Origin of the sequence: Sphaerisporangium album (genome assembly GCF_003323745.1) — a bacterium.
Taxonomy (GTDB): Bacteria; Actinomycetota; Actinomycetes; order Streptosporangiales; family Streptosporangiaceae; genus Sphaerisporangium; species Sphaerisporangium album.
Genome location: NZ_QOIL01000024.1, coordinates 131,588 through 149,660 on the forward strand (window position 1 = coordinate 131,588; position 18,073 = coordinate 149,660).

Genomic DNA, 18,073 nt, shown 5'->3' on the forward strand with positions numbered 1-18,073 from the left:
CATGACGAAGGACGCCGTACGCGGCGCGAAGGAGGAGCACGCCGTGCCCGCCCAGGTCGAGACCCCCGCCACCGAGGCGCGTCCCGTCGCGGACGACTCCGCGCGCCCCCGCCGCCGCGCCCTGCGCGCCCCGAAGATCACCGCGACGCGCGTGCTGCTGGTCGTGCTCTGGCTCGGAAGCTGGGAGCTGTCGGCGAGCACGTTCCTCGACCCGTTCTACTACTCCAAGCCGAGCGCCATCTGGGGACGCATCGTCGACTGGTTCACCACCGGCACGGCGTTCGGCACGATCTGGGAGCAGATCGCCGTCACCCTGGAGGAGGCGGTCGCCGGGTTCGTGATCGGCTCGCTGGCCGGCGTCGTCCTCGGCGTCCTGCTCGGCCGGGGACGGTTCCTGGCCGAGGTGTGCGCGCCGTTCATCAAGGCGGCGAACGCGATCCCGCGCATCGTCCTGGCGTCGCTGTTCGTGATCTGGTTCGGGCTCGGCATGTCCTCCAAGGTCGCCACCGCCGTCGTCCTCGTCTTCTTCGCGGTCTTCTTCAACGCCTTCCAGGGCGCGCGCGAGGTCGACAAGACGCTGATCGACAACGCGCGCATCCTGGGCGCCGGGCCGCGCCAGATCCTGACGACGATCGTGCTGCCCAGCGCCACGTCGTGGATCCTCGCCAGCCTCCACGTCGCCTTCGGCTTCGCGCTGATCGGCGCGATCGTCGGCGAGTACACCGGCGCGGACAAGGGCCTCGGCCTGCTCATCAACCACGCTCAGGGGACTTTCGACTCGGCCGGGATCTACGCCGGAATGATCATCATCACGGTCATGGCGCTGCTCGCCGAATGGCTGCTCACCCTCCTCGAACGCCGGCTCCTCGCCTGGCGCCCGCCGTCCGCCGCCACCGAAGCAAGAATCTGATCGGAGCAAGACCCGCCATGAACCCCACCTCCCGCCTCGTGGTCACCGCCGTCGCCGGCCTGGCGATGGTCGCCGCCGCAACCGGCTGCCGTGACTCCCGCACCGCCACCGCCGCCGAAGGCGGCAAGGCCCCCCAGGTAAAGATCATGATCGGCGGCATCGACAAGGTCATCTACCTGCCGCCCAAGCTGACCGAGCAGCTCGGCCACTTCAAGCAGGAGGGCCTGGACGTCCAGCTGCTCACCGAGCCCTCGGGCGCGCAGGCCGAGAACGTCCTCATCAGCGGCGATGTCCAGGGCGTCGTCGGCTTCTACGACCACACGATCGACCTGCAGACCAAGGGCAAGTGCATCCAGAGCGTCGTGCAGTTCGCCGACGTGCCGGGAGAGGTCGAGGTCGTCTCGACCGCGCAGGCCGACAAGATCAAGTCGCCCGCCGACTTCACGGGCAAGCGGCTCGGCATCACCAGCCCCGGCTCCTCGACCGACTTCCTCACCCAGGCGCTCGCCGTCAGGGCGGGCCTGAAGACCGAGGACATCACCCGCGTCAAGGCGGGCGCCGGTCCCACGTTCATCGCCGCCATGGACAACGGCGGCATCGACGCGGGCATGACCACCGACCCCACCGCCGCGAAGCTCACCTCGTCGGGCAAGGGCAAGGTCATCATCGACATGCGCACCGAGGAGGGCACCCGGGCGGCGCTCGGTGGCCTCTACCCGGCCAGCTCGCTCTACATGGACTGCGCCTGGGTGCAGGCCAACAAGCCGACCGTGCAGAAGCTCGCCAACGCCCTGGTGAAGACGCTTAAGTTCATCAACGAGCACTCCGCCGAGGAGATCGCCGCCAAGATGCCCGCCGAGTACGCCGGCGGCGACCCCGCGCTGTACGCCAAGTCGATCAACGACACCAAGAGCATCTTCCGCCCCGACGGCCTGATGGACGAGGAGGGCGCCAAGAACGTCCTGGAGGTGCTCAGCTCGTTCTCGCCGAACGTCCAGGGCAAGAAGGACAGCATCGACCTGTCCAAGACCTACACCACCGAGTTCGTCAAGGCCGCCAAGTAGCCCCCCGAAACGGCCGGGAAGCAGGAGAAACCCCGCTCGTGGCCGGGATCACGGAGGGTTCCGGTGTATCTCCGACGAAACCCGGCATGGGGTTTACTGCGGCATTGACTACGACATTCCGTTAATATCCGAAATGTGCCCGCAATGTGGAGGCCAGGCTCCGCCCGCGTGGCACCATCACCCACCCCCCACCTGAAGGCGAATCGTGGATAACCGCCGCAAACCCCTGCTGAGAGTGATCCTCGCCCTCTCCCTCCTGTCGACCGCCCTGGGATGGTCGGCCATGTCCCCGGCGTTCGGTGCGCAGGCACTCGCCGCCCCGACCGTGAAGAACAAGGTCTACGCCGGCTACCAGGGGTGGTTCAACGCCCCCGGTGACGGCTCGCCGCTCAACTCCTGGCGGCACTGGGCCGGCTCGCAGCCCGCGCCCGGCCGCCAGACCTTCGAGCTGTACCCCGACATGAGCAAGTACGCGGCCTCCGAGAGGTTCCAGACCGGGTACGCCGCGCTCGGCAACGGCCAGCCCGCGACGCTGTTCTCCTCCTACCCGACGGCCGTCGTCGACCAGCACTTCCGGTGGATGAGCGAGTACGGCATCGACGGGGCCGCGCTCCAGCGGTTCGGCACCGACATCGCCTCCCCGACCTCGGCCGGCGCCCAGGTCCGCAACTCGGTCACGACCAAGGTGAGGGACGCCGCCGTGAAGTACGGCCGCGGCTTCTACGTCGAGTACGACATCAGTGGCCTCACCGACGCCAACGTGGAGCAGGTCCTCACGACCGACTGGACCAACGTCATCACCGGGCAGCTCCACCTCACCGACTCCCCGGCGTACGCGCGGGAGGGCGGCAAGCCCGTCGTCGAGATCTGGGGCTTCGGCTTCTCCGACCGGCCCGGCACGGCCGCGCAGGCCCAGCGGGTGGTCCAGTGGTTCAAGAACCAGGGGCTGTACGTCATCGGCGGGGTGCCGCGCGGCTGGCGCACGGACGCCAACGCCAAGCCCGGCTTCGGCCAGGTCTACCGCACGTTCGACATGATCTCGCCGTGGATGGTGGGCAACGTCGGTGACATCTCCGGCCAGCTCACCGCCGACCGGGACGCGCTGAACGCGACCGGCCAGGGGTACCAGCCGGTGATCTACCCGGGCTTCGCCTGGTCCAACTGGAACGGCGGCACCCGCAACCAGATCCCGCGCCGCGGGGGCGACTACTTCTGGGAGCAGGCCGCCAGCGTGCGCAGGGCCGGTGTCCCGCAGGCGTTCATCGCCATGTTCGACGAGTACGACGAGGGCACGGCGATCCTGCCGGCCGCCGAGGACTCCTCGATGATCCCGACCAACCAGTACTTCCTGACCACCAGCGCCGACGGCAGGTACGTCTCGTCCGACTTCTACCTCCGGCTCGCCGGCCGGATCACCCGCATGATCACGGGTCTTGACCCGCTGGTCACCCAGGTGCCCATCCCGCTGGCGCCCGGCCCGGTCTTCCTGCGCACCAGCGTCGAGCGGGAGACCGACGCCCAGCCGACCTGGACCAACACCGCCGGACCCGGCGGCACGCAGAACGTCGCCGGCCCCGGCGGCAGCGGGACTCCGACCTTCACCGTCGCGATCAACGAGGACAACCAGCTCGGCGTGTCCGCCCTGCGGTTCCAGGGCAGCGCGACCGCGACCGCCCACTCCCACGCGTACTACCAGGCGTTCGACGTCAACATCCCGGTGACGGCGGCGACGAAGTTGTCCTACTCCTTCCTGCCGAAGGACGAGGGGGGCCGCAGCGTGGCGGTCGACTTCGTGATGACCGACGGCAGCACGCTCCGGGACAGCGCCGCGACCACGACGACCGGCGTCGACATGCACCCCGGCGCGCCCAAGGGCCAGGTCGGCACGTGGACCAGGATCCAGAGCGACTTCGGGCCCGCGCTGAACGGCAAGACGATCGACAAGATCCTCGTCGGCTACGACCGCAGCGGCGCGGGCGGTAGTTTCAACGCCTACCTCGACGACATCACGATCACCAACTCCTGACCGCGCCGCCGGACCTCGGCGCGCCCCGCACGTCCGTGACGTCGGTCACACGTCCGTGACCGACGTCACGTCCGGCGGGGGCGCGCCACTCTCGGGACGCGCGCCGAACGTCCTTGCCCGGCTCCCCGGCCAGGGAGGCTACCCCGGTTCGGCGCACGCGGGCAGCACCGTCGCGCTGCCGCGCGCTCCGGTCATGGCCAGGATGCCGGCACCGTTGTTGGACTTGTCGATCTTCACCTTGGTGATCGCGACCCCGGGGATGTTCCCGCTCTTGAACTGGATGCCGTCGTAGGTCGAGTCGTAGATGTCGGTGTCGCGGATCGTGACGCCGGTGATGTCCCTGCTCGCCGCGAACAGCGTGATGGCGCCGAACTTCTGCTGCTCGCCCCAGAAGACGCCGCCGGCGCGGTACAGGGCGTTGTTGGCGATCAACGTGGTCCCCGAGAAGGGCAGGGGGCTGTGGTCGGTCGCCAGCATGATGCCCGGGTAGTTCATGGTGTCGTAGATCAGGTTGTTCTCGATCGAGTTGTCGTAGCCGCCGTAGATCGCGATGCCGTTCGCTCGCCAGGGCAACTGGATGGTGTTGTTGACGAAGTGGTTGTCGTGCGTGTTGTCGACGACCTGGTCCTTCACGGCCTGGTTGGCCCAGATCGCCAGGGCGTCGTCGCCGGTGGTGCGGAACGAGGAGTTGAACACCCGCGAGTTGCGCGCGCCGTTGGTCAGGTTGATGCCGTCGGCGTAGGTGTTGCGGATGCGCATGCCGCTGAACTGCAGCCCGTCGGCAGGACCCCACAGGGCGGGGATGTTGTCGTAGTCGCGGCCGACCCAGACGCCCACGTTGGCGTGCTCGATCCACACATTGCTGATCTTGGTGTTCAGGCCGAACCGGCCGTTCAGGCCGACGCCGCCCTCCTTGTTGCCGTCACCGCCGCGGATCCGGCCCGAGCCGAAGATGGCGATGTCGGAGATCTGGGTGTTGCCGTCGATGTCGAAACGGGGGCGGCGCCGGCCCGGCTCCAGGCTTGTCGTCAGTCGCGCTTGTGCGCGGTGAGGAGGAGGTATTCCCACTCCATCACCGCCTTCTCCTCGCCCTGTAGATGGCCGCGAGCCAGTTCGGTGAGGGCGTGGTCCAGGGCGGCGACGCGGTCGGGATCTCCTGCTATTCCTCGGTAGACGGCGACGGTCGGGCCGTAGTTGGCCTTGAAGTAGTCGACGAACGCGCCGGGGGACCCGAACCGGTCGATCGTGACCGTCTGCCGACGCACGGTGACATCGGTGACCGCCTCGCCGAGCAGCGCACGGACGTGATCCTCGCTGCCCCACAGCGGCGGGGGTTGCGCGCCGGGCGGAGGCGGGGGCGCGTACGGTTTCATCGCCTTGAACATCTGACCGATGAATCCCTCCGGCGTCCAGTTGAGGAGGCCGATCGTGCCGCCCGGGCGGCAGACCCGGATCAGCTCGTCGGCGGCGGCCTGGTGGTGGGGAGCGAACATGACCCCGACACAGGAAAGGACCGTGTCGAACTCGCCGTCGGCGTACGGCAGGGCCTCCGCGTCGCCCTGCCGCCACTCGACCTCCGCGCCGCGCCGCGCGGCCAGGACCCGTCCGGCCTCCAGCAGTTCCGGGGTCAGGTCACTGGCCACCACACTGGCCCCTGCCAGCGCCGCCGGAATGGCGGCGTTCCCGGACCCGGCGGCCACGTCCAGCACCCGGTGCCCGCGTCCCACCCCGCAGGCATCGACCAGGACCGCGCCCAGATCAGGGATGATCTCGGCGGCGACGGCGGGATAGTCGCCCAGCGCCCACATGTCGCGATGCCTGGCCTTCAGGGCGCGGTCGGCCTCTAGCGGGTCGCTCTCCACGGTCATCGTTCTTCTCCCTCATCGTGATCTGCGTCGGACTGGAATCGACGGTAAGGAAGCACGGATTCGTCATCTAGTACACGATCTGTACCGGCAGCCGGCCGAGGCCCGCTCTGCCGCCACTGGCGTTCATGGCGGCTGAATCTAGACTTCGGGGCATGGGCTCCTCGTATCACCAGTTCTGCCCGGTCGCCAAGGCCGTCGAACTGCTCGACGAACGCTGGACGCTGCTCGTCATCCGGGAACTCGTGTGCGGCACGGAGCGTTTCAACGAGCTGCGTCGCGGTCTGCCGCGTATGTCACCCACGCTGCTGTCCCGGCGGCTGCACCAGCTCACCGCCGCCGGCATCGTGGAGAGGCACGTCAAGGACAACGATGTGCGCTACGTCCTGACCCAGGCCGGCCACGAACTGCGACCAGTGGTCGAGGCGCTCGCCGCCTGGGGCATCCGCTGGATCGGAGAGCTGGGCGACGAGGACCTGGACCCGAAGCTGCTGCTGTGGGACATGCACCGCAACGTCGACCAGACCGCCGTCCCGGACGGGCGGACGGTGATCGAGTTCCAGTTCCCGGACGTGCCGCCCAGCAGTCGCCGCTGGTGGATCGTGATCACACGTGACGAGGTGGACGTCTGCGACACCGACCCTGGCCACGCCGTCGCCGTCACGGTGATCGCCGGTGTGCGCAGCATGGTCGAGGTCTGGCGCGGCGACCTGAGCTGGTCGGACGCGCTGCGTGCCCAGGCGGTCGAGGTGCGGGGTCCCGAAGCGTTACGCCGCGCCGTGCCCGGGTGGTTCACACTTCCCGCATGGGCCGCCGTGTCCCGGCCCGCCTAGCACCCCCACCCGGCGCGGCGGGGGTGCGGAGGCCGGTCCGGGGACGGCGGCCGGGCTCAGGGGCGGCCGGGGCGCCGGGTCAGGTGGTGACCTGGTAGCGCGCCATCATGCCCGCCGAGATGTGGTCGTTGACATGGCAGTGGTAGAGCCAGGTGCCGACCGCGTCCGGCACCATGTCCGCGATGACCATGGACGCCGGAAGCAGGTTGACCACGTCCATGCGCATCCCGCCGACCGTGACGGTGTTGCCGTGCCAGTGGGGGGTGTGCAGATCCACCTCGGTGCCCATGCCCATCAGGTACCAGCGCACGTGCTGCCCCCTGCGGAGCTTCACCATCGGCATGTTGCCGTACACGTACCCGTTGATGGAGTGCATCAGGTTGGACTCGTGGAAGTCCTCGTCCTCCAGGTCCGGGTACGGCTCGGCGGCGAAGGTCTCCATGCTGCGCTCCAGGTAGGGACTGTTGTTCTCGTCCATCACCGAGAACAGCCCGAACACCTCCCGGTCGACGTCGTTGGGGCTGCCGTCCGCGCGTGCGGACCCGGCCCTGGTGATCACCATCGGGCCCATCAGGCCGGCGTAGGTGTCGCCGATCTCGTCGGTGTGCGAGTGGTACATCCACATCACCGACGTGCCGTCGTGCGGACCGGGCCCGGCCCGCTCGGGCACCTGCCAGACGTAGGTGTGCCGCCCGCCGGTCGGTACCGCGTCGTCGTACTTGTCGGCGGCCGAGGTTCCGTCGTCGTACGGCGCGCCCTCGGCGTTCTTGGTGTAGAAGACGCCGTGCGGATGCACGCTGGTGGGGATCGAGCAGGCGTTACGGTAGACCACCCGGATGGTGTCGCCGACCACCCCGCGGATCACCGGCCCGAGCAGTCCCAGGTACTGGTCGTCCGTGCTGCGCGTGGTCAGCGTGCTGAACGAGTCGTTGGTGTACCCCCGGTAGAGGCACTTGTAGTACTTGGAGCCGATACGGCCTGGGCCGGACTTGACGAATGTGTCGGCTTCCTCGTCGAACGGCTGTCCCGTGGTGCCGTTGCGGCCGAGCGGAGCGTAGTCCCACGTCACCTCGTCGGCACTGATGTAGTACGTACGCGTGGTGCCGTTGGTGTGGAAGGCCGCGCCCATGTTGTTCCAGTCGGTGACGTCCGACATCGACATACCGCTGCTCGCCGACGCGCCGCCGGCCGCGGTTCCGGTCGTGGTGGCACCGACCGTGGCGATGCCGAGCGCCACCACCAACGCGCCGGCGGCCCACGGCGCCAGTGCCCGCGTCGGCCGTTCGCCCGCCCGCCCGTGGCGGTGCCACCAGAAGGCGAACGCGGCGAGGCCGGCCATGGTCAGTTCAGCGGTGATCGCCAGCAGATCGGCAGGGTCGGTCCAGTTTCCCAGGTCACCACGGACGTTCGGGAGCCCTGCCGAACGGCTCAACCCGTAGGCGCCGAGCGCGGCCACGCCCAGCGCGCCGGTCGCCGACCAGACCCAGGCGCTGTCCCGGCGTACGAGCAGAAGGGCGAGGGCCGCACAGAGGACGATGTGAACAACAAAGGTCACGCCGAGGTACGGCGCCTTCTGTAAGTGGTCATCGAGGACGACTCCGTGGACCAGGGCGGCGACCACTGCCGCTCCGGCCGCGGCGAACCGCACGGGGGACAATAGCACTTTTGACACGTGAATCTCCTTGCCGTGAATGGTTCGGAGTATCCTGCCGTCCCCGTTGACCCGATACCCCGCTATGCGGATACCGGCCCCACTCCGGCGACTTCACGCTGTCCGCGCCGGACTCACGAATGCGCCAACTTAGTATGGACTTTCCTCGGGAACGGATTGTGTCGTATCGGCTACGGCCATCTCCCCGGGTCCGGGCACACCGCCCGTGCGGGGCATACCCGGCGATGCCTGAATTCGTGACTTTCGATTAGCCGGTCCACCGCGTATGCGCCGGCCATCGTGGGAGAGCGCGCGATTTCTCCGATCCGCCGCCAGGAATCCACGAAATCGCCATACGGTGGGCGCCTGCAGATCTTCGACGTCGACGATCTCATCCTGAACACTTTGGGTGGCATCATAGATTATGCCATATATGCTGCACTTGTTCCAGTGATTAGGGCCTCCGAGATGGACGCTATGCGGCATGCCAAATCCTCTGACGAGCGCAGTGCTTCTAGCTCAGCCACCCCGTGAAGTAACTGGGTCACGCTCACTGCGCGCTATCTCTGCGGATCAGGCAGTTCCTTTGTAGTAGATTGTGCGTCCGTCGGCCCACGCCACGACGGCGTCCCCGCTAAAGCGCACCGGGACAACGCCGCGCTGCATGAGGAGCTGACCGATGCCGGAGTCGGGGACGTCGAACGACATCGTGGCGGACGGCCGAACTGCAGCAAGTTGAGCGTAAGACAGCCGTACGCCACCGCGTCTTGGCGCCACCTCGTCAGCAACCAGGGGTTCCGGCAAGGTCCGAGTTCAAACGGCTCCGGGGCGTTGCGAAGTCATCCGACGTCGGGCAGGCAGCGTGCCTGTCCCATGGCGGTGACGTCTTGTGCGCGGTGACGGCAAGCTACCGGAGCCCAAGAAGGTCAGGGCGGGGGCCGTTCCGTCACCGTTAATCGACGTGTTCTTGCTCGGCGGCCGCGGCGTAGGCGGCGTCGAGGCGCTCGAACGGGCCTGGACCGTCGTGCGGCTTCGGCGGGGCGCCGAGGTGGCGGACGCGAAGCTCGTCCATGAGCTCCTCGATGAACGCCGGACCCTCATCGCGCATGAGCTGCTGCCGGCTCCGGAGCTCGTCGCTGCCCGGGCGCCAGTCGAGGCCCCAGTTGCCGAGGGCATAGATGATCGGAAGAGTCTGGATACCAGCTTCAGTGAGGCTGTAGCGAGCGCGCTGCCCCCGCGCGGCGGTGCCGCGGGTGAGGATCCCAGCGTCGACGAGCCGCACGAGGCGGTCGGCGAGGATGTTCGAAGCGATGCCCTCGATCGACCCGGTGAGCAGCGCCCGAAAGTAGCGGCGGTCGCCGAAGATGACGTCGCGAAGCACGAGCAACGACCAGCGATCTCCGAGCATCTCGACGGCGGCGTTGATCGGACACCCGGACCGTGGTTCCACGATTCCTCCTTGACAGATATTTCGTCCCAACGATAGTAGTTGCAGGCTGCAATCACTCTTGGGAAGAGGAGATGATGGGCCGCTTCGTCTATTCGATGAACGTGTCCCTCGACCTGCGGATCGAGCAAGTTCCTGGGGACAACGGTGCTGGCGAGTGGCTGCGCATCGACGAGGAACTGCACCGCGAAGCCAACGCGCAGACGCAGGCGCTCGCGCTCATGGTCCAGGGCCGGGTCTACTACGAGGTCATGGAGGAGTACTGGCCACGGGCGTGCGAGGACGCGTCGCTGCCGGACTACATGCGTGAATACGGCGAGATCTGGACAGCCAAGCCCAAGATGCTTGTCTCCCGCACCCGCCGCAGCGCCGAGCACAACACCCGGATCATCGGCGGAGACGACGCGATCGAGCAACTCGCCGCCCTGCGGGCCGGGACCGACGGCAGCATCAGTGTGGGCGGCGCGGCGCTCGCCACACAGCTGCTCCGGGCCGGGCTTCTCGACGAGCTGCTGCTCTTCACCCATCCCGCGATCCTCGGCTTCGGCAGGCCGCTGTTCGACGACTACGACGTGCCGATCGAGCTCGACCTGCTCGAGCAGCGATCGTTCGAGCAGGGCGTCACGATGCATCGCTACGCCATCCAGAATGCAAAGGAGGCGAGCTCGTGCTGAGGCAGGTCGCGGAGGGTGTGCTGGTCCACGAGAGCGGGTTCGTGCAGAGCAACGCCGTTGTGGTGCGGGGCCGGGCCGGTGTGTTGCTCATCGACCCCGGGGTGACCGGCTCCGAGATCGACTGCCTCGCGAACGACCTTCGCGAGTTGGGTCAGCCCGTTGTGGCAGGGTTTTCTACGCATCCGCATTGGGATCACCTGCTCTGGCACGCCCGGCTCGGCGAGGCGCCACGTTACGGCACGGCGCGCTGCGCGGCCACTGTCCGAGATCAGCTGTCGGACGCAGGTGCGAAGGCCCGCATCGCCGCCCACCTGCTCGAGACGGAAATCGCCGGGCAGGTACCGCTGGACCTACTCGGCCTCATTACCGGCCTGCCCGCGGAAACTGCGCAGATTCCTTGGGATGGCCCTCAAGTCCGGATCATCGAGCATCAAGCGCATGCCCCGGGCCACGCGGCGCTGTTGATCGAGGAACGCGGGGTTCTCGTCGCCGGCGACATGCTTTCTGATGTCCTGATTCCGATGCTCGACTTGGACGACACCGCGGACCCGATCGAGGACTACCTCACCGCGCTGCGGCTGCTCGAGAGCGTGGCGAGCGACGTCGATGTCGTCGTCCCGGGCCACGGTTCCGTCGGCGGATCCGACCAGGTACAGGCACGGATCGACCAGGATCGGGCGTACGTACTCGCGTTGCGGAACGGCCATATCCCCGCCGACCCACGGGTCGGCCCATCGGCCAAGCCTGGCTGGGAGTGGGTGAGCGACGTGCACGAAGGGCAACTCCAGCGCCTCGCCCAATGAAGCGAGCGCGACGGGGCGCCCCGCTAGCGATCGGTGTGCGACACAGCCAGTGCGCGCGGGTCGCCGGTCGGGATCTGGGGCGGCGGCACGACGTTCTCCAGGGTGGTCGGGCTGGTCAGCGGGGGTTGCCCTCTGCGGCGGCGAGCTGGGCGCGGCCGCGTGCGCGGGCGGCGTCCAGACCGTTCTTGGTCTTGCGGATGATGTCGCGGCGCCGGTCCTCGGCCAGGGCGAGCGCGATGTCGAGGATCAGGGACCGTTCGGTGTGCTCGCCGGCCGCGATGCCTTCCAGGACCTTGACGCCGATGCCTTGCTGGAACAGGTCGTTGAGGACGATCAGCCCTTCCAGGAGGTTGCGGCCGAAGAGGCTCCGAGGAAGTCAAGGGATATTTCTTACTCCGACGGCGCGTACTCGGTCGCCGGGGCCTCCGCGAGCGCGTCAAGCTCGGGGAGGTTGACGACGATCGGATCGACTCCCGACCTCACCACGGCCCAGACCGTCTCCGTCTCGGTGGACGGGTTGATCTCCTGGTGGATCACGTGGGCCGGGATGAACACGAAGTCCCCCGGGCCCGCCTCCACCACGTTCTCCAGCTTGTCGCCCCACCGATAGCGCCCGCTCCCGCTGATCACGTAGAGGACGGTCTCCTGGGATCCGTGGTGGTGGGCCCCGGTGGCCGCGCCGGGTTTGACGGTGCTCCGGAACGCGGAAAGGTGCTCGGCGTCCGGGTTGCGGCTGTCGAACGCCACCTCCCGGGTCAGGCCCTGCGTCTGCGGGGTGTTGCGGTCGAACGTGCCGCTGCGGGCCACGTGGACGCTGCGGTTCGCCGGCGTGTCGGTCATGGCTGTACTTCCTTCGTCGCGATTGTGGCGATGTGGCGAGGGCCTTACCCTCGTCGCTCCTCGGCGGCGGCCCGCGACGGCCACCGCCGCTCATCAGGAACGTTCCCCGAAACCGTAGGAAGCAGTACGTGGTGATGGCCGGGACGGGAGGCGGCCCGGCTCGTCGCTTAGTGTGTACAGATGGTCACGGTTCGACCGGAGCGCCGAGGTCGGGAGGTGGGGCGATGAGCCGATTGGACGACGTTGCTCCGGACACCATGCGTGCGGCCGTTCTGTTCGGTGCGGGGGACCTGCGGGTCGTCGACCGTCCGGTCCCCGAGCCCCAGGCGGAGGAGGTTCTCGTCCGGGTCGCTCTGTGCGGCATCTGCGGCACCGATCTGAAGATCTTCGACGGGCACTTTCCGCAGACTCCGCCGTACGGCGAGTACATCCCGGGCCACGAGTGGACGGGCACCGTGGTGGCCTGCGGCTCCACGGTGGACGAGCTGGCGCCCGGTGACCGGGTGTGCATCGAGGCGCACCATGGATGCGGCCGGTGCGGCAACTGCCTGACCGGCAAGTACACCGCCTGCCTCAACTACGGCGACCCCGCCAAGGGGCACCGGGCGAGCGGCATGACGTCGAACGGCGGTTTCGCGGAGTACGCCGTCCACCACGTCAGCGCGCTGTACCGGCTGCCGGACCGGGTCACGGCCGAAGACGCCGTGCTTCTCACCACGGCCGGAACCGGGCTGTACGGCCTGGACGTCGCCGGCGGCTACATCGTCGGCCAGGACGTCGTGATCTTCGGCCCCGGTGCGGTCGGGCTGATGACCGTGCAGGTCTGCAAGCGCATGGGCGCGGCCCGCGTCGTTCTGGTCGGCACCAGGGAGTCCCGGCTGAGGCTCGGCCGTGATCTGGGGGCCGACCACACCGTGAACGCGACCGAGGCCGAGCCGGTGGCAGCGGTGCTCGACCTCACCGGCGGCCTGGGCGCGGATCTCGCGATCGACGCGTCCGGATCTTCCGATGTGCCCGAGCAGTGTGGTCAGGTGACCAAGCGCGGGGGAAAGATCCTGTTCGTCGCGTTCTACCCGGAGGCCGTCCGGCTGGACCTGAGCGGGCTGGTCCGCAAGGGCGTCACCATGTTCACCTCGCGCGGCGAGGGAGGCGACAACGTCCGGCGCGCCGTCGCGCTGGCGGCCGCGGGCATGATCCGGGGCCGGGAACTGGTCACCCATCGCTTCCCGCTGGAGAAGATCACCGAGGCGTTCCGGGTGCTCCGCGAGCGCGAGGGCGACCCGTTGAAGGTCGTGGTCGTCCCCTGAGTGGTCGTCCCTGGGCACCGTCGGCTGAGTGGTCGTCCCCTGAGTGGTCGTCCCCTGAGTTGTCGTCGCTGAGCAGCACATCGGCCCGATCGGGGTATCAGCCACGGAGGGGGGACGGCCGATGTACCAGCAGATCCTCGCCCCGATCGGCGGGTCCCTGGGCCTGTCCGCCGCGGTGGCGTCGCTACCCCTGCTCGTCCTGATCGTGCTGCTCGGCGTCTTCGGGGTGCGTGCCGACGTCGCGGCGGCGTTCGGCCTGCTCGCCGCCGTGCTGATCGCCGTGTTCGTGTACCGCGTGCCCGTGACGCCGCTGGTGAGCGGTACGGCGCAGGGGGCGGCGTTCGGCCTTTTCCCGATCACCTGGATCATGCTGAACGCGGTATGGGTTAACCGGCTGATCGACGCTTCCGGCCTCCTGACGGTCGTCCGGAGCACGTTCACCGGACTGTCACCCGACCGCCGGGTCCAGGCGCTCGTCGTGGCCTTCTGCTTCGGCGCGCTGCTGGAGGCCATGGCCGGGTTCGGCGCGCCCGTGATCGTGATCACCGCGATCCTCATGACGCTGGGCCTGGCGCCGATCCGGGCCGCGACCGTGGCCATGTTCGCCGACGCCGGAGGGGCCGCCTTCGGCTCGATGGGCAATCCCATCGCGGCCCTCGGCAAGGCGACGAATCTGCCGGCGGCGGAACTGGGGCAGATGGTCGGCCGCCAGTCCGCGATCATGGCGATCTGCGTGCCGTTCGTCATCCTGCTCGTGCTGGACGGCAGGCGCGGGGTGCGGGAACTGTGGCCGATCGGCCTGGTGGCCGGGCTCGGCTTCGCGGCCGGTCAGGCGGTGACGTCCAACTTCATCGCCTACCCGCTGGCGGACCTGATCGGCGCGCTGCTGGCCGGCGGGGCGACCGCCGCCGTGCTGAGACTGTGGCCGCGCTCGGATCCCGCGACGGCCTCAGACCCCACGAGGGACCCCGCGCCGCAGTCCGAGCCCATGAGGGACCCCGCGCCGCCGTCCGATCCCGCGCCGGCCTTCGGGACGGCCGGCCCGGGGGCCCTTCCGCTCCAGGACTCCGCGCCCGCGCGAGGCTCTCCGGCGACCACGCTGCGCGCGTTCACGCCGTACCTGATGCTGATCGTGCTCCTCGCGCTGGTCGCGATCGACAACCCCGTGGCCCGTGCGGCGAACCGGCTCGCGCTGACGTTCCGCTGGCCGGGCGTTGAGGTCGCCGACGTCCACGGCAGGCCGCTGAGCCTGGACGTCTTCCAGTTCAACTGGCTCACCGCCACCGGAACCGTCGTCCTGGTGGCCGGGCTCGTCTCGACGGCGATCCTGCGGCTGCCGGTCCGTGTGGCGCTACGCGAGTACGGCCTGGCGGCGGCGCGGATCCGGCGGGCCGGGGTCACGGTCACCCTGCTGCTGGCGCTGGCCTATCTGATGAACTATTCGGGCCAGGTCATGACCATCGGCACCTGGCTGGCCGGGGCCGGCGGCGCGTTCGTCCTGCTGTCTCCGCTGCTCGGCTGGCTCGGAGGCGCGGCGACCGGCTCGGACACCTCGGCGAACGCGCTCTTCGGCGCGATACAGGTGTCGGCGGCGGAGAAGATCGGGATCAGCCCGGTCCTGCTCGCGGCGACCAACAGCGAGGCGGGTGTGCTGGGAAAGCTCGTCAGCCCGCAGAACCTGGCCGTGGCCGCGGCGATGGCGGGGATGGCGGGCCGGGAGGGAACCCTGTTCCGGCGTACCTTCCCGTGGAGTGCGGGCCTGCTGGTGGCGTTCGCCGTCCTGGTCGCGCTGATGGCGACGGGCCCTCTGTCCTGGATGGTGGTGGGGTGAGCGGGTGTCCTCGCTCTCACCGACGTGGCGCCCGGTGAAGGCGCCACGTCGGCGAGGGCCTGGCCGTCGCAGGACGCTGCGTCGGCCAGGCCGGAGGAACCGGCTGTCAGGCGGTCATCGGGTCAGCCGCCGGTGATGACGAACTGGCTGCCCGGTTCCTTGACGATGTTGCCGGTGGCCGAGTTGGTGATGGTCACGTTCGTCAGCGTCGCGTTGCCGCGAGCGCCGCCCATGGCCAGGATTCCGGCCCCGTTGTTGGACTTGTCGATCTTCACGTTCGTGATCGCGACGTTCGGCATGTTGCCGCCGCCGGTCTTGAACTGGATGCCGTCGTAGGTCGAGTCGTAGATGTCGGTGTCGCGGATCGTGACGCCGGTGATGTCTTTACTCGCCGCGAACAGCGTGATGGCGCCGAACTTCTGCTGCTCGCCCCAGAAGACGCCGCCGGCGCGGTACAGGGCGTTGTTGGCGATCAACGTGGTCCCCGAGAAGGGCAGGGGGCTGTGGTCGGTCGCCAGCATGATGCCCGGGTAGTTCATGGTGTCGTAGATCAGGTTGTTCTCGATCGAGTTGTCGTAGCCGCCGTAGATCGCGATGCCGTTCGCGCGCCAGGGCAACTGGATGGTGTTGTTGACGAAGTGGTTGTCGTGCGTGTTGTCGACGACCTGGTCCTTCACGGCCTGGTTGGCCCAGATCGCCAGGGCGTCGTCGCCGGTGGTGCGGAACGAGGAGTTGAACACCCGCGAGTTGCGCGCGCCGTTGGTCAGGTTGATGCCGTCGGCGTAGGTGTTGCGGATGCGCATGCCGCTGAACTGCAGCCCGTCGGCAGGACCCCACAGGGCGGGGATGTTGTCGTAGTCGCGGCCGACCCAGACGCCCACGTTGGCGTGCTCGATCCACACATTGCTGATCTTGGTGTTCAGGCCGAACCGGCCGTTGAGGCCGACGCCGCCCTCCTTGTTGCCGTCCCCGCCGCGGATCCGGCCCGAGCCGAAGATGGCGATGTCGGAGATCTGGGTGTTGCCGTCGATGTCGAAGCCGAAGTTGCCCTCGTGCGGGTGGTTGATGCCGCCCACCACGTCCTGCGGCTCGGTCAGCGTGTAGAGCTGGGAGTGCCACATGCCCGCGCCGCGGATCGTGACGTTGCTGATGCCCACCTGGTTGTACTGGCCCCGGTTCAGCGGGTCGTCGGTGAGGATCTTCTGCTCCTGCCGCCACTGCCCCGCGGGGATCCAGACGCAGCTGATGACGCCGTTCTGGTCGTCGGTGACGGCCCGCTGGATGGCGGCCGTGTCGTCGATCCCGTCGTTGGGCACCGCGCCGTACTGCGTGATCGAGGTGCAACCGGCCGGCTGGCTCGCCGGGGGCGCCACCTGCTCCAGGTCGATCAGGTCGATGATGTAGAAGGACGCCGTGTCGCCCGCGTCGCGCTGCAACTTGAACCTGGTGCCCGGGGGGTAGCTCGTCGACAGCAGCGCGTGCGCCTCGTCGAACAGCCGCCGGGCGTTGGCCTGCGGCGTGTTGGTCAGCCCTTCGGGGTCGTCCGTGGTCCCGTACAGCCAGCTGTGGCGCGACGAGAGCGTCAGCTTCTGGACGAAGGTGTCGTTGACGTACAGGCTGATGGTGGCGTCGATGCCGCCGCCGTTCGGCGCGTCGGGGATCGAGTTGCGCACGACGATCGAGTTGGACTGGTTGGTCGAGGTGAACTCGACGAACTGCCCGGTGCTGTTCAGCCGCACCGACTTGCGGCCCGAGGACTCGGTCGCGAAGTTGGTGTGCCCGAAGGTGCGCAGCGGGTCGGCCTCCAGCAGGGTGCCCTGGTAGCGGGCGGCCTCGGCCTCGTACTCGACCCACGGGACCGCCGCGCCGCGCCCGACCACGATGGCCTGCGTGAACGTGTTGTTGGTCTCGTTGGTCTCGGCGACGACGTTGGTCGCGTCGGCGGTGGCGGTGATGGTCGCGCCGCCGGCGGTGGCCGTCCAACTGCCGCTGATGGCCACGTTGGACGTGGCGCCCGCGGCGATCGACGGGGTGTTGGTGTTGAGCGTCGTGCCGCCCACCGCCACACGGGTGACGGTGGTGGCCCCGGTCGCGGCGGTGCCGCGGTTCTTCACGGCCACGGTGAACGTGACGGCGGCTCCGACGGCCGGGTTAGGCGGGTTGGAGGTGACGCTCAGCACCTGCAGGTCGGGGCCGGGAGCCTGCGCGACCACGAGCTGCGACGGGGCGGTGAAGAGGTTGTTGGTCTCGTCCTGCTCGAAGACGCTGTTGTCCGCGTCCACCCGGGCGCTGACCGCGTACGATCCCTCGCCGCGGGTGCCGATGTTCGCGGTCACCGTGGCGGTGGCGCCGATGGCCAGGGCGGGGACGTTGGCGGTGCCGACCAGCGCGCCGCCGAGGTTGAAGTTGACGGTGTCCGCCGGGGAGGCCAGCGTGCCCTGGTTCTTGACCGTGGCCGACAGCGTGATCGCCTGGGTCTCGTTCGGCGAGGCCGGGGACCAGGTGAGACCGGTGACGGTGAGGTCGGGGTTCGGCGCGGGGGTGCCGATGACCTGGAACTCGGCGGCCTGGCCGGCGGGGGCGCCGGAGTTGCTCGTGTACTTGAGCTGGACGTCGGCGACCCGGCCGCTGACCGGGATCGTCACCGTGTTGCCGCTGGCGGGCGCGAACTGCGCGGTGATCGGCTGGCTCAGCGTGGTGAACGCCGTGGCGCTCTGCTCACGTCCGAGGACCTGGATGGTCTGGGTGCGCGGGCCCCAGGAGCTGTCGGGGTTGAGCTTGACGACGACCTGGTTGACGTCGGCGTTGGACCCGAGCTGGAC

The 18,073-nt window shown here is 68.8% G+C and carries 14 protein-coding genes and 1 pseudogene; 8 read left to right on the forward strand and 7 right to left on the reverse strand.

Translation table 11 applies throughout. The features are described 5' to 3' along the window. Position 1: 1 nt before the first annotated feature. From DQ384_RS33225 to DQ384_RS33235, 3 genes are all read left to right on the forward strand, one after another. A complete protein-coding gene (locus tag DQ384_RS33225; RefSeq protein WP_114032830.1) occupies positions 2-910 on the forward strand; it encodes an ABC transporter permease in 909 nt (302 codons plus the stop codon). Between the two features lie 17 nt (positions 911-927). Continuing rightward, on the forward strand, positions 928-1,974 hold the full coding sequence (locus tag DQ384_RS33230) for an ABC transporter substrate-binding protein (RefSeq protein ID WP_114032831.1): 1,047 nt from the start codon (positions 928-930) through the stop codon (positions 1,972-1,974). A 205-nt stretch (positions 1,975-2,179) separates the two neighbouring features. Continuing rightward, entirely contained in the window at positions 2,180-4,000 is a 1,821-nt protein-coding gene (locus tag DQ384_RS33235) for a glycoside hydrolase family 99 protein (protein ID WP_220183266.1), read from the forward strand. Positions 4,001-4,138: 138 nt separating this feature from the next. Here the strand turns inward: DQ384_RS33235 and DQ384_RS33240 are convergent, their stop codons facing one another. Further along, a complete protein-coding gene (locus tag DQ384_RS33240) occupies positions 4,139-5,068 on the reverse strand; it encodes a right-handed parallel beta-helix repeat-containing protein (RefSeq protein ID WP_245966948.1) in 930 nt (309 codons plus the stop codon). Continuing rightward, positions 5,029-5,868: a class I SAM-dependent methyltransferase gene (locus DQ384_RS33245; RefSeq protein WP_114032833.1), complete on the reverse strand. Its 840-nt coding sequence runs from the start codon at positions 5,866-5,868 to the stop codon at positions 5,029-5,031. The genes DQ384_RS33240 and DQ384_RS33245 overlap by 40 nt, the downstream gene beginning before the upstream one ends. Positions 5,869-6,020: 152 nt before the next feature. Between DQ384_RS33245 and DQ384_RS33250 the strand changes: the two genes are divergently transcribed. Beyond that, entirely contained in the window at positions 6,021-6,698 is a 678-nt protein-coding gene (locus DQ384_RS33250) for a winged helix-turn-helix transcriptional regulator (protein WP_114032834.1), read from the forward strand. 79 nt (positions 6,699-6,777) lie between these two features. Here DQ384_RS33250 and DQ384_RS33255 read toward each other — a convergent pair whose 3' ends face one another. Together DQ384_RS33255 and DQ384_RS33260 are read right to left on the reverse strand one after the other, a co-directional pair. Next, positions 6,778-8,370 (reverse strand): multicopper oxidase domain-containing protein, encoded by a 1,593-nt coding sequence (locus tag DQ384_RS33255; RefSeq protein WP_220183267.1) that lies wholly within the window; start codon positions 8,368-8,370, stop codon positions 6,778-6,780. 931 nt (positions 8,371-9,301) lie between these two features. Further along, the gene (locus tag DQ384_RS33260) at positions 9,302-9,799 is read right to left on the reverse strand and encodes a winged helix-turn-helix transcriptional regulator (protein WP_220183268.1); all 498 of its coding nucleotides are present in this window, start codon (positions 9,797-9,799) and stop codon (positions 9,302-9,304) included. Between the two features lie 71 nt (positions 9,800-9,870). Here DQ384_RS33260 and DQ384_RS33265 point away from each other — a divergent pair, with 71 nt between their 5' ends. Beyond that, the gene (locus DQ384_RS33265; RefSeq protein WP_245966949.1) at positions 9,871-10,470 is read left to right on the forward strand and encodes a dihydrofolate reductase family protein; all 600 of its coding nucleotides are present in this window, start codon (positions 9,871-9,873) and stop codon (positions 10,468-10,470) included. After that, positions 10,464-11,273, forward strand: coding sequence for an MBL fold metallo-hydrolase (locus DQ384_RS33270; protein ID WP_114032835.1), 810 nt, complete (start codon positions 10,464-10,466; stop codon positions 11,271-11,273). Before DQ384_RS33265 ends, DQ384_RS33270 begins: the two co-directional genes overlap by 7 nt. Positions 11,274-11,388: 115 nt before the next feature. Here the strand turns inward: DQ384_RS33270 and DQ384_RS33275 are convergent. Together DQ384_RS33275 and DQ384_RS33280 are read right to left on the reverse strand one after the other, a co-directional pair. Continuing rightward, positions 11,389-11,622, reverse strand: a pseudogene (locus DQ384_RS33275) (recombinase family protein); the annotation flags it as partial. Between the two features lie 41 nt (positions 11,623-11,663). Beyond that, positions 11,664-12,113, reverse strand: coding sequence for a cupin domain-containing protein (locus DQ384_RS33280; RefSeq protein ID WP_114032836.1), 450 nt, complete (start codon positions 12,111-12,113; stop codon positions 11,664-11,666). A gap of 224 nt (positions 12,114-12,337) precedes the next feature. Here DQ384_RS33280 and DQ384_RS33285 point away from each other — a divergent pair, with 224 nt between their 5' ends. Next, a complete protein-coding gene (locus DQ384_RS33285; protein WP_181871553.1) occupies positions 12,338-13,420 on the forward strand; it encodes a zinc-dependent alcohol dehydrogenase in 1,083 nt (360 codons plus the stop codon). Positions 13,421-13,541: 121 nt separating this feature from the next. Further along, positions 13,542-15,251, forward strand: a complete 1,710-nt coding sequence (locus DQ384_RS33290) for an L-lactate permease (protein ID WP_114032838.1) — start codon at positions 13,542-13,544, stop codon at positions 15,249-15,251. Between the two features lie 122 nt (positions 15,252-15,373). Here the strand turns inward: DQ384_RS33290 and DQ384_RS33295 are convergent. Next, positions 15,374-18,073: CARDB domain-containing protein (locus DQ384_RS33295; protein ID WP_114032839.1), on the reverse strand; the 2,700-nt coding region annotated here is incomplete at its 5' end.

Coding starts and splice junctions, on each gene's coding strand:
- DQ384_RS33225 (WP_114032830.1), top strand. CDS start 2: ATGACGAAGGACGCCGTACGCGGCGCGAAGGAGGAGCACGCCGTGCCC.
- DQ384_RS33230 (WP_114032831.1), top strand. CDS start 928: ATGAACCCCACCTCCCGCCTCGTGGTCACCGCCGTCGCCGGCCTGGCG.
- DQ384_RS33245 (WP_114032833.1), bottom strand. CDS start 5,868: ATGACCGTGGAGAGCGACCCGCTAGAGGCCGACCGCGCCCTGAAGGCC.
- DQ384_RS33250 (WP_114032834.1), top strand. CDS start 6,021: ATGGGCTCCTCGTATCACCAGTTCTGCCCGGTCGCCAAGGCCGTCGAA.
- DQ384_RS33265 (WP_245966949.1), top strand. CDS start 9,871: ATGATGGGCCGCTTCGTCTATTCGATGAACGTGTCCCTCGACCTGCGG.
- DQ384_RS33280 (WP_114032836.1), bottom strand. CDS start 12,113: ATGACCGACACGCCGGCGAACCGCAGCGTCCACGTGGCCCGCAGCGGC.
- DQ384_RS33285 (WP_181871553.1), top strand. CDS start 12,338: ATGAGCCGATTGGACGACGTTGCTCCGGACACCATGCGTGCGGCCGTT.
- DQ384_RS33290 (WP_114032838.1), top strand. CDS start 13,542: ATGTACCAGCAGATCCTCGCCCCGATCGGCGGGTCCCTGGGCCTGTCC.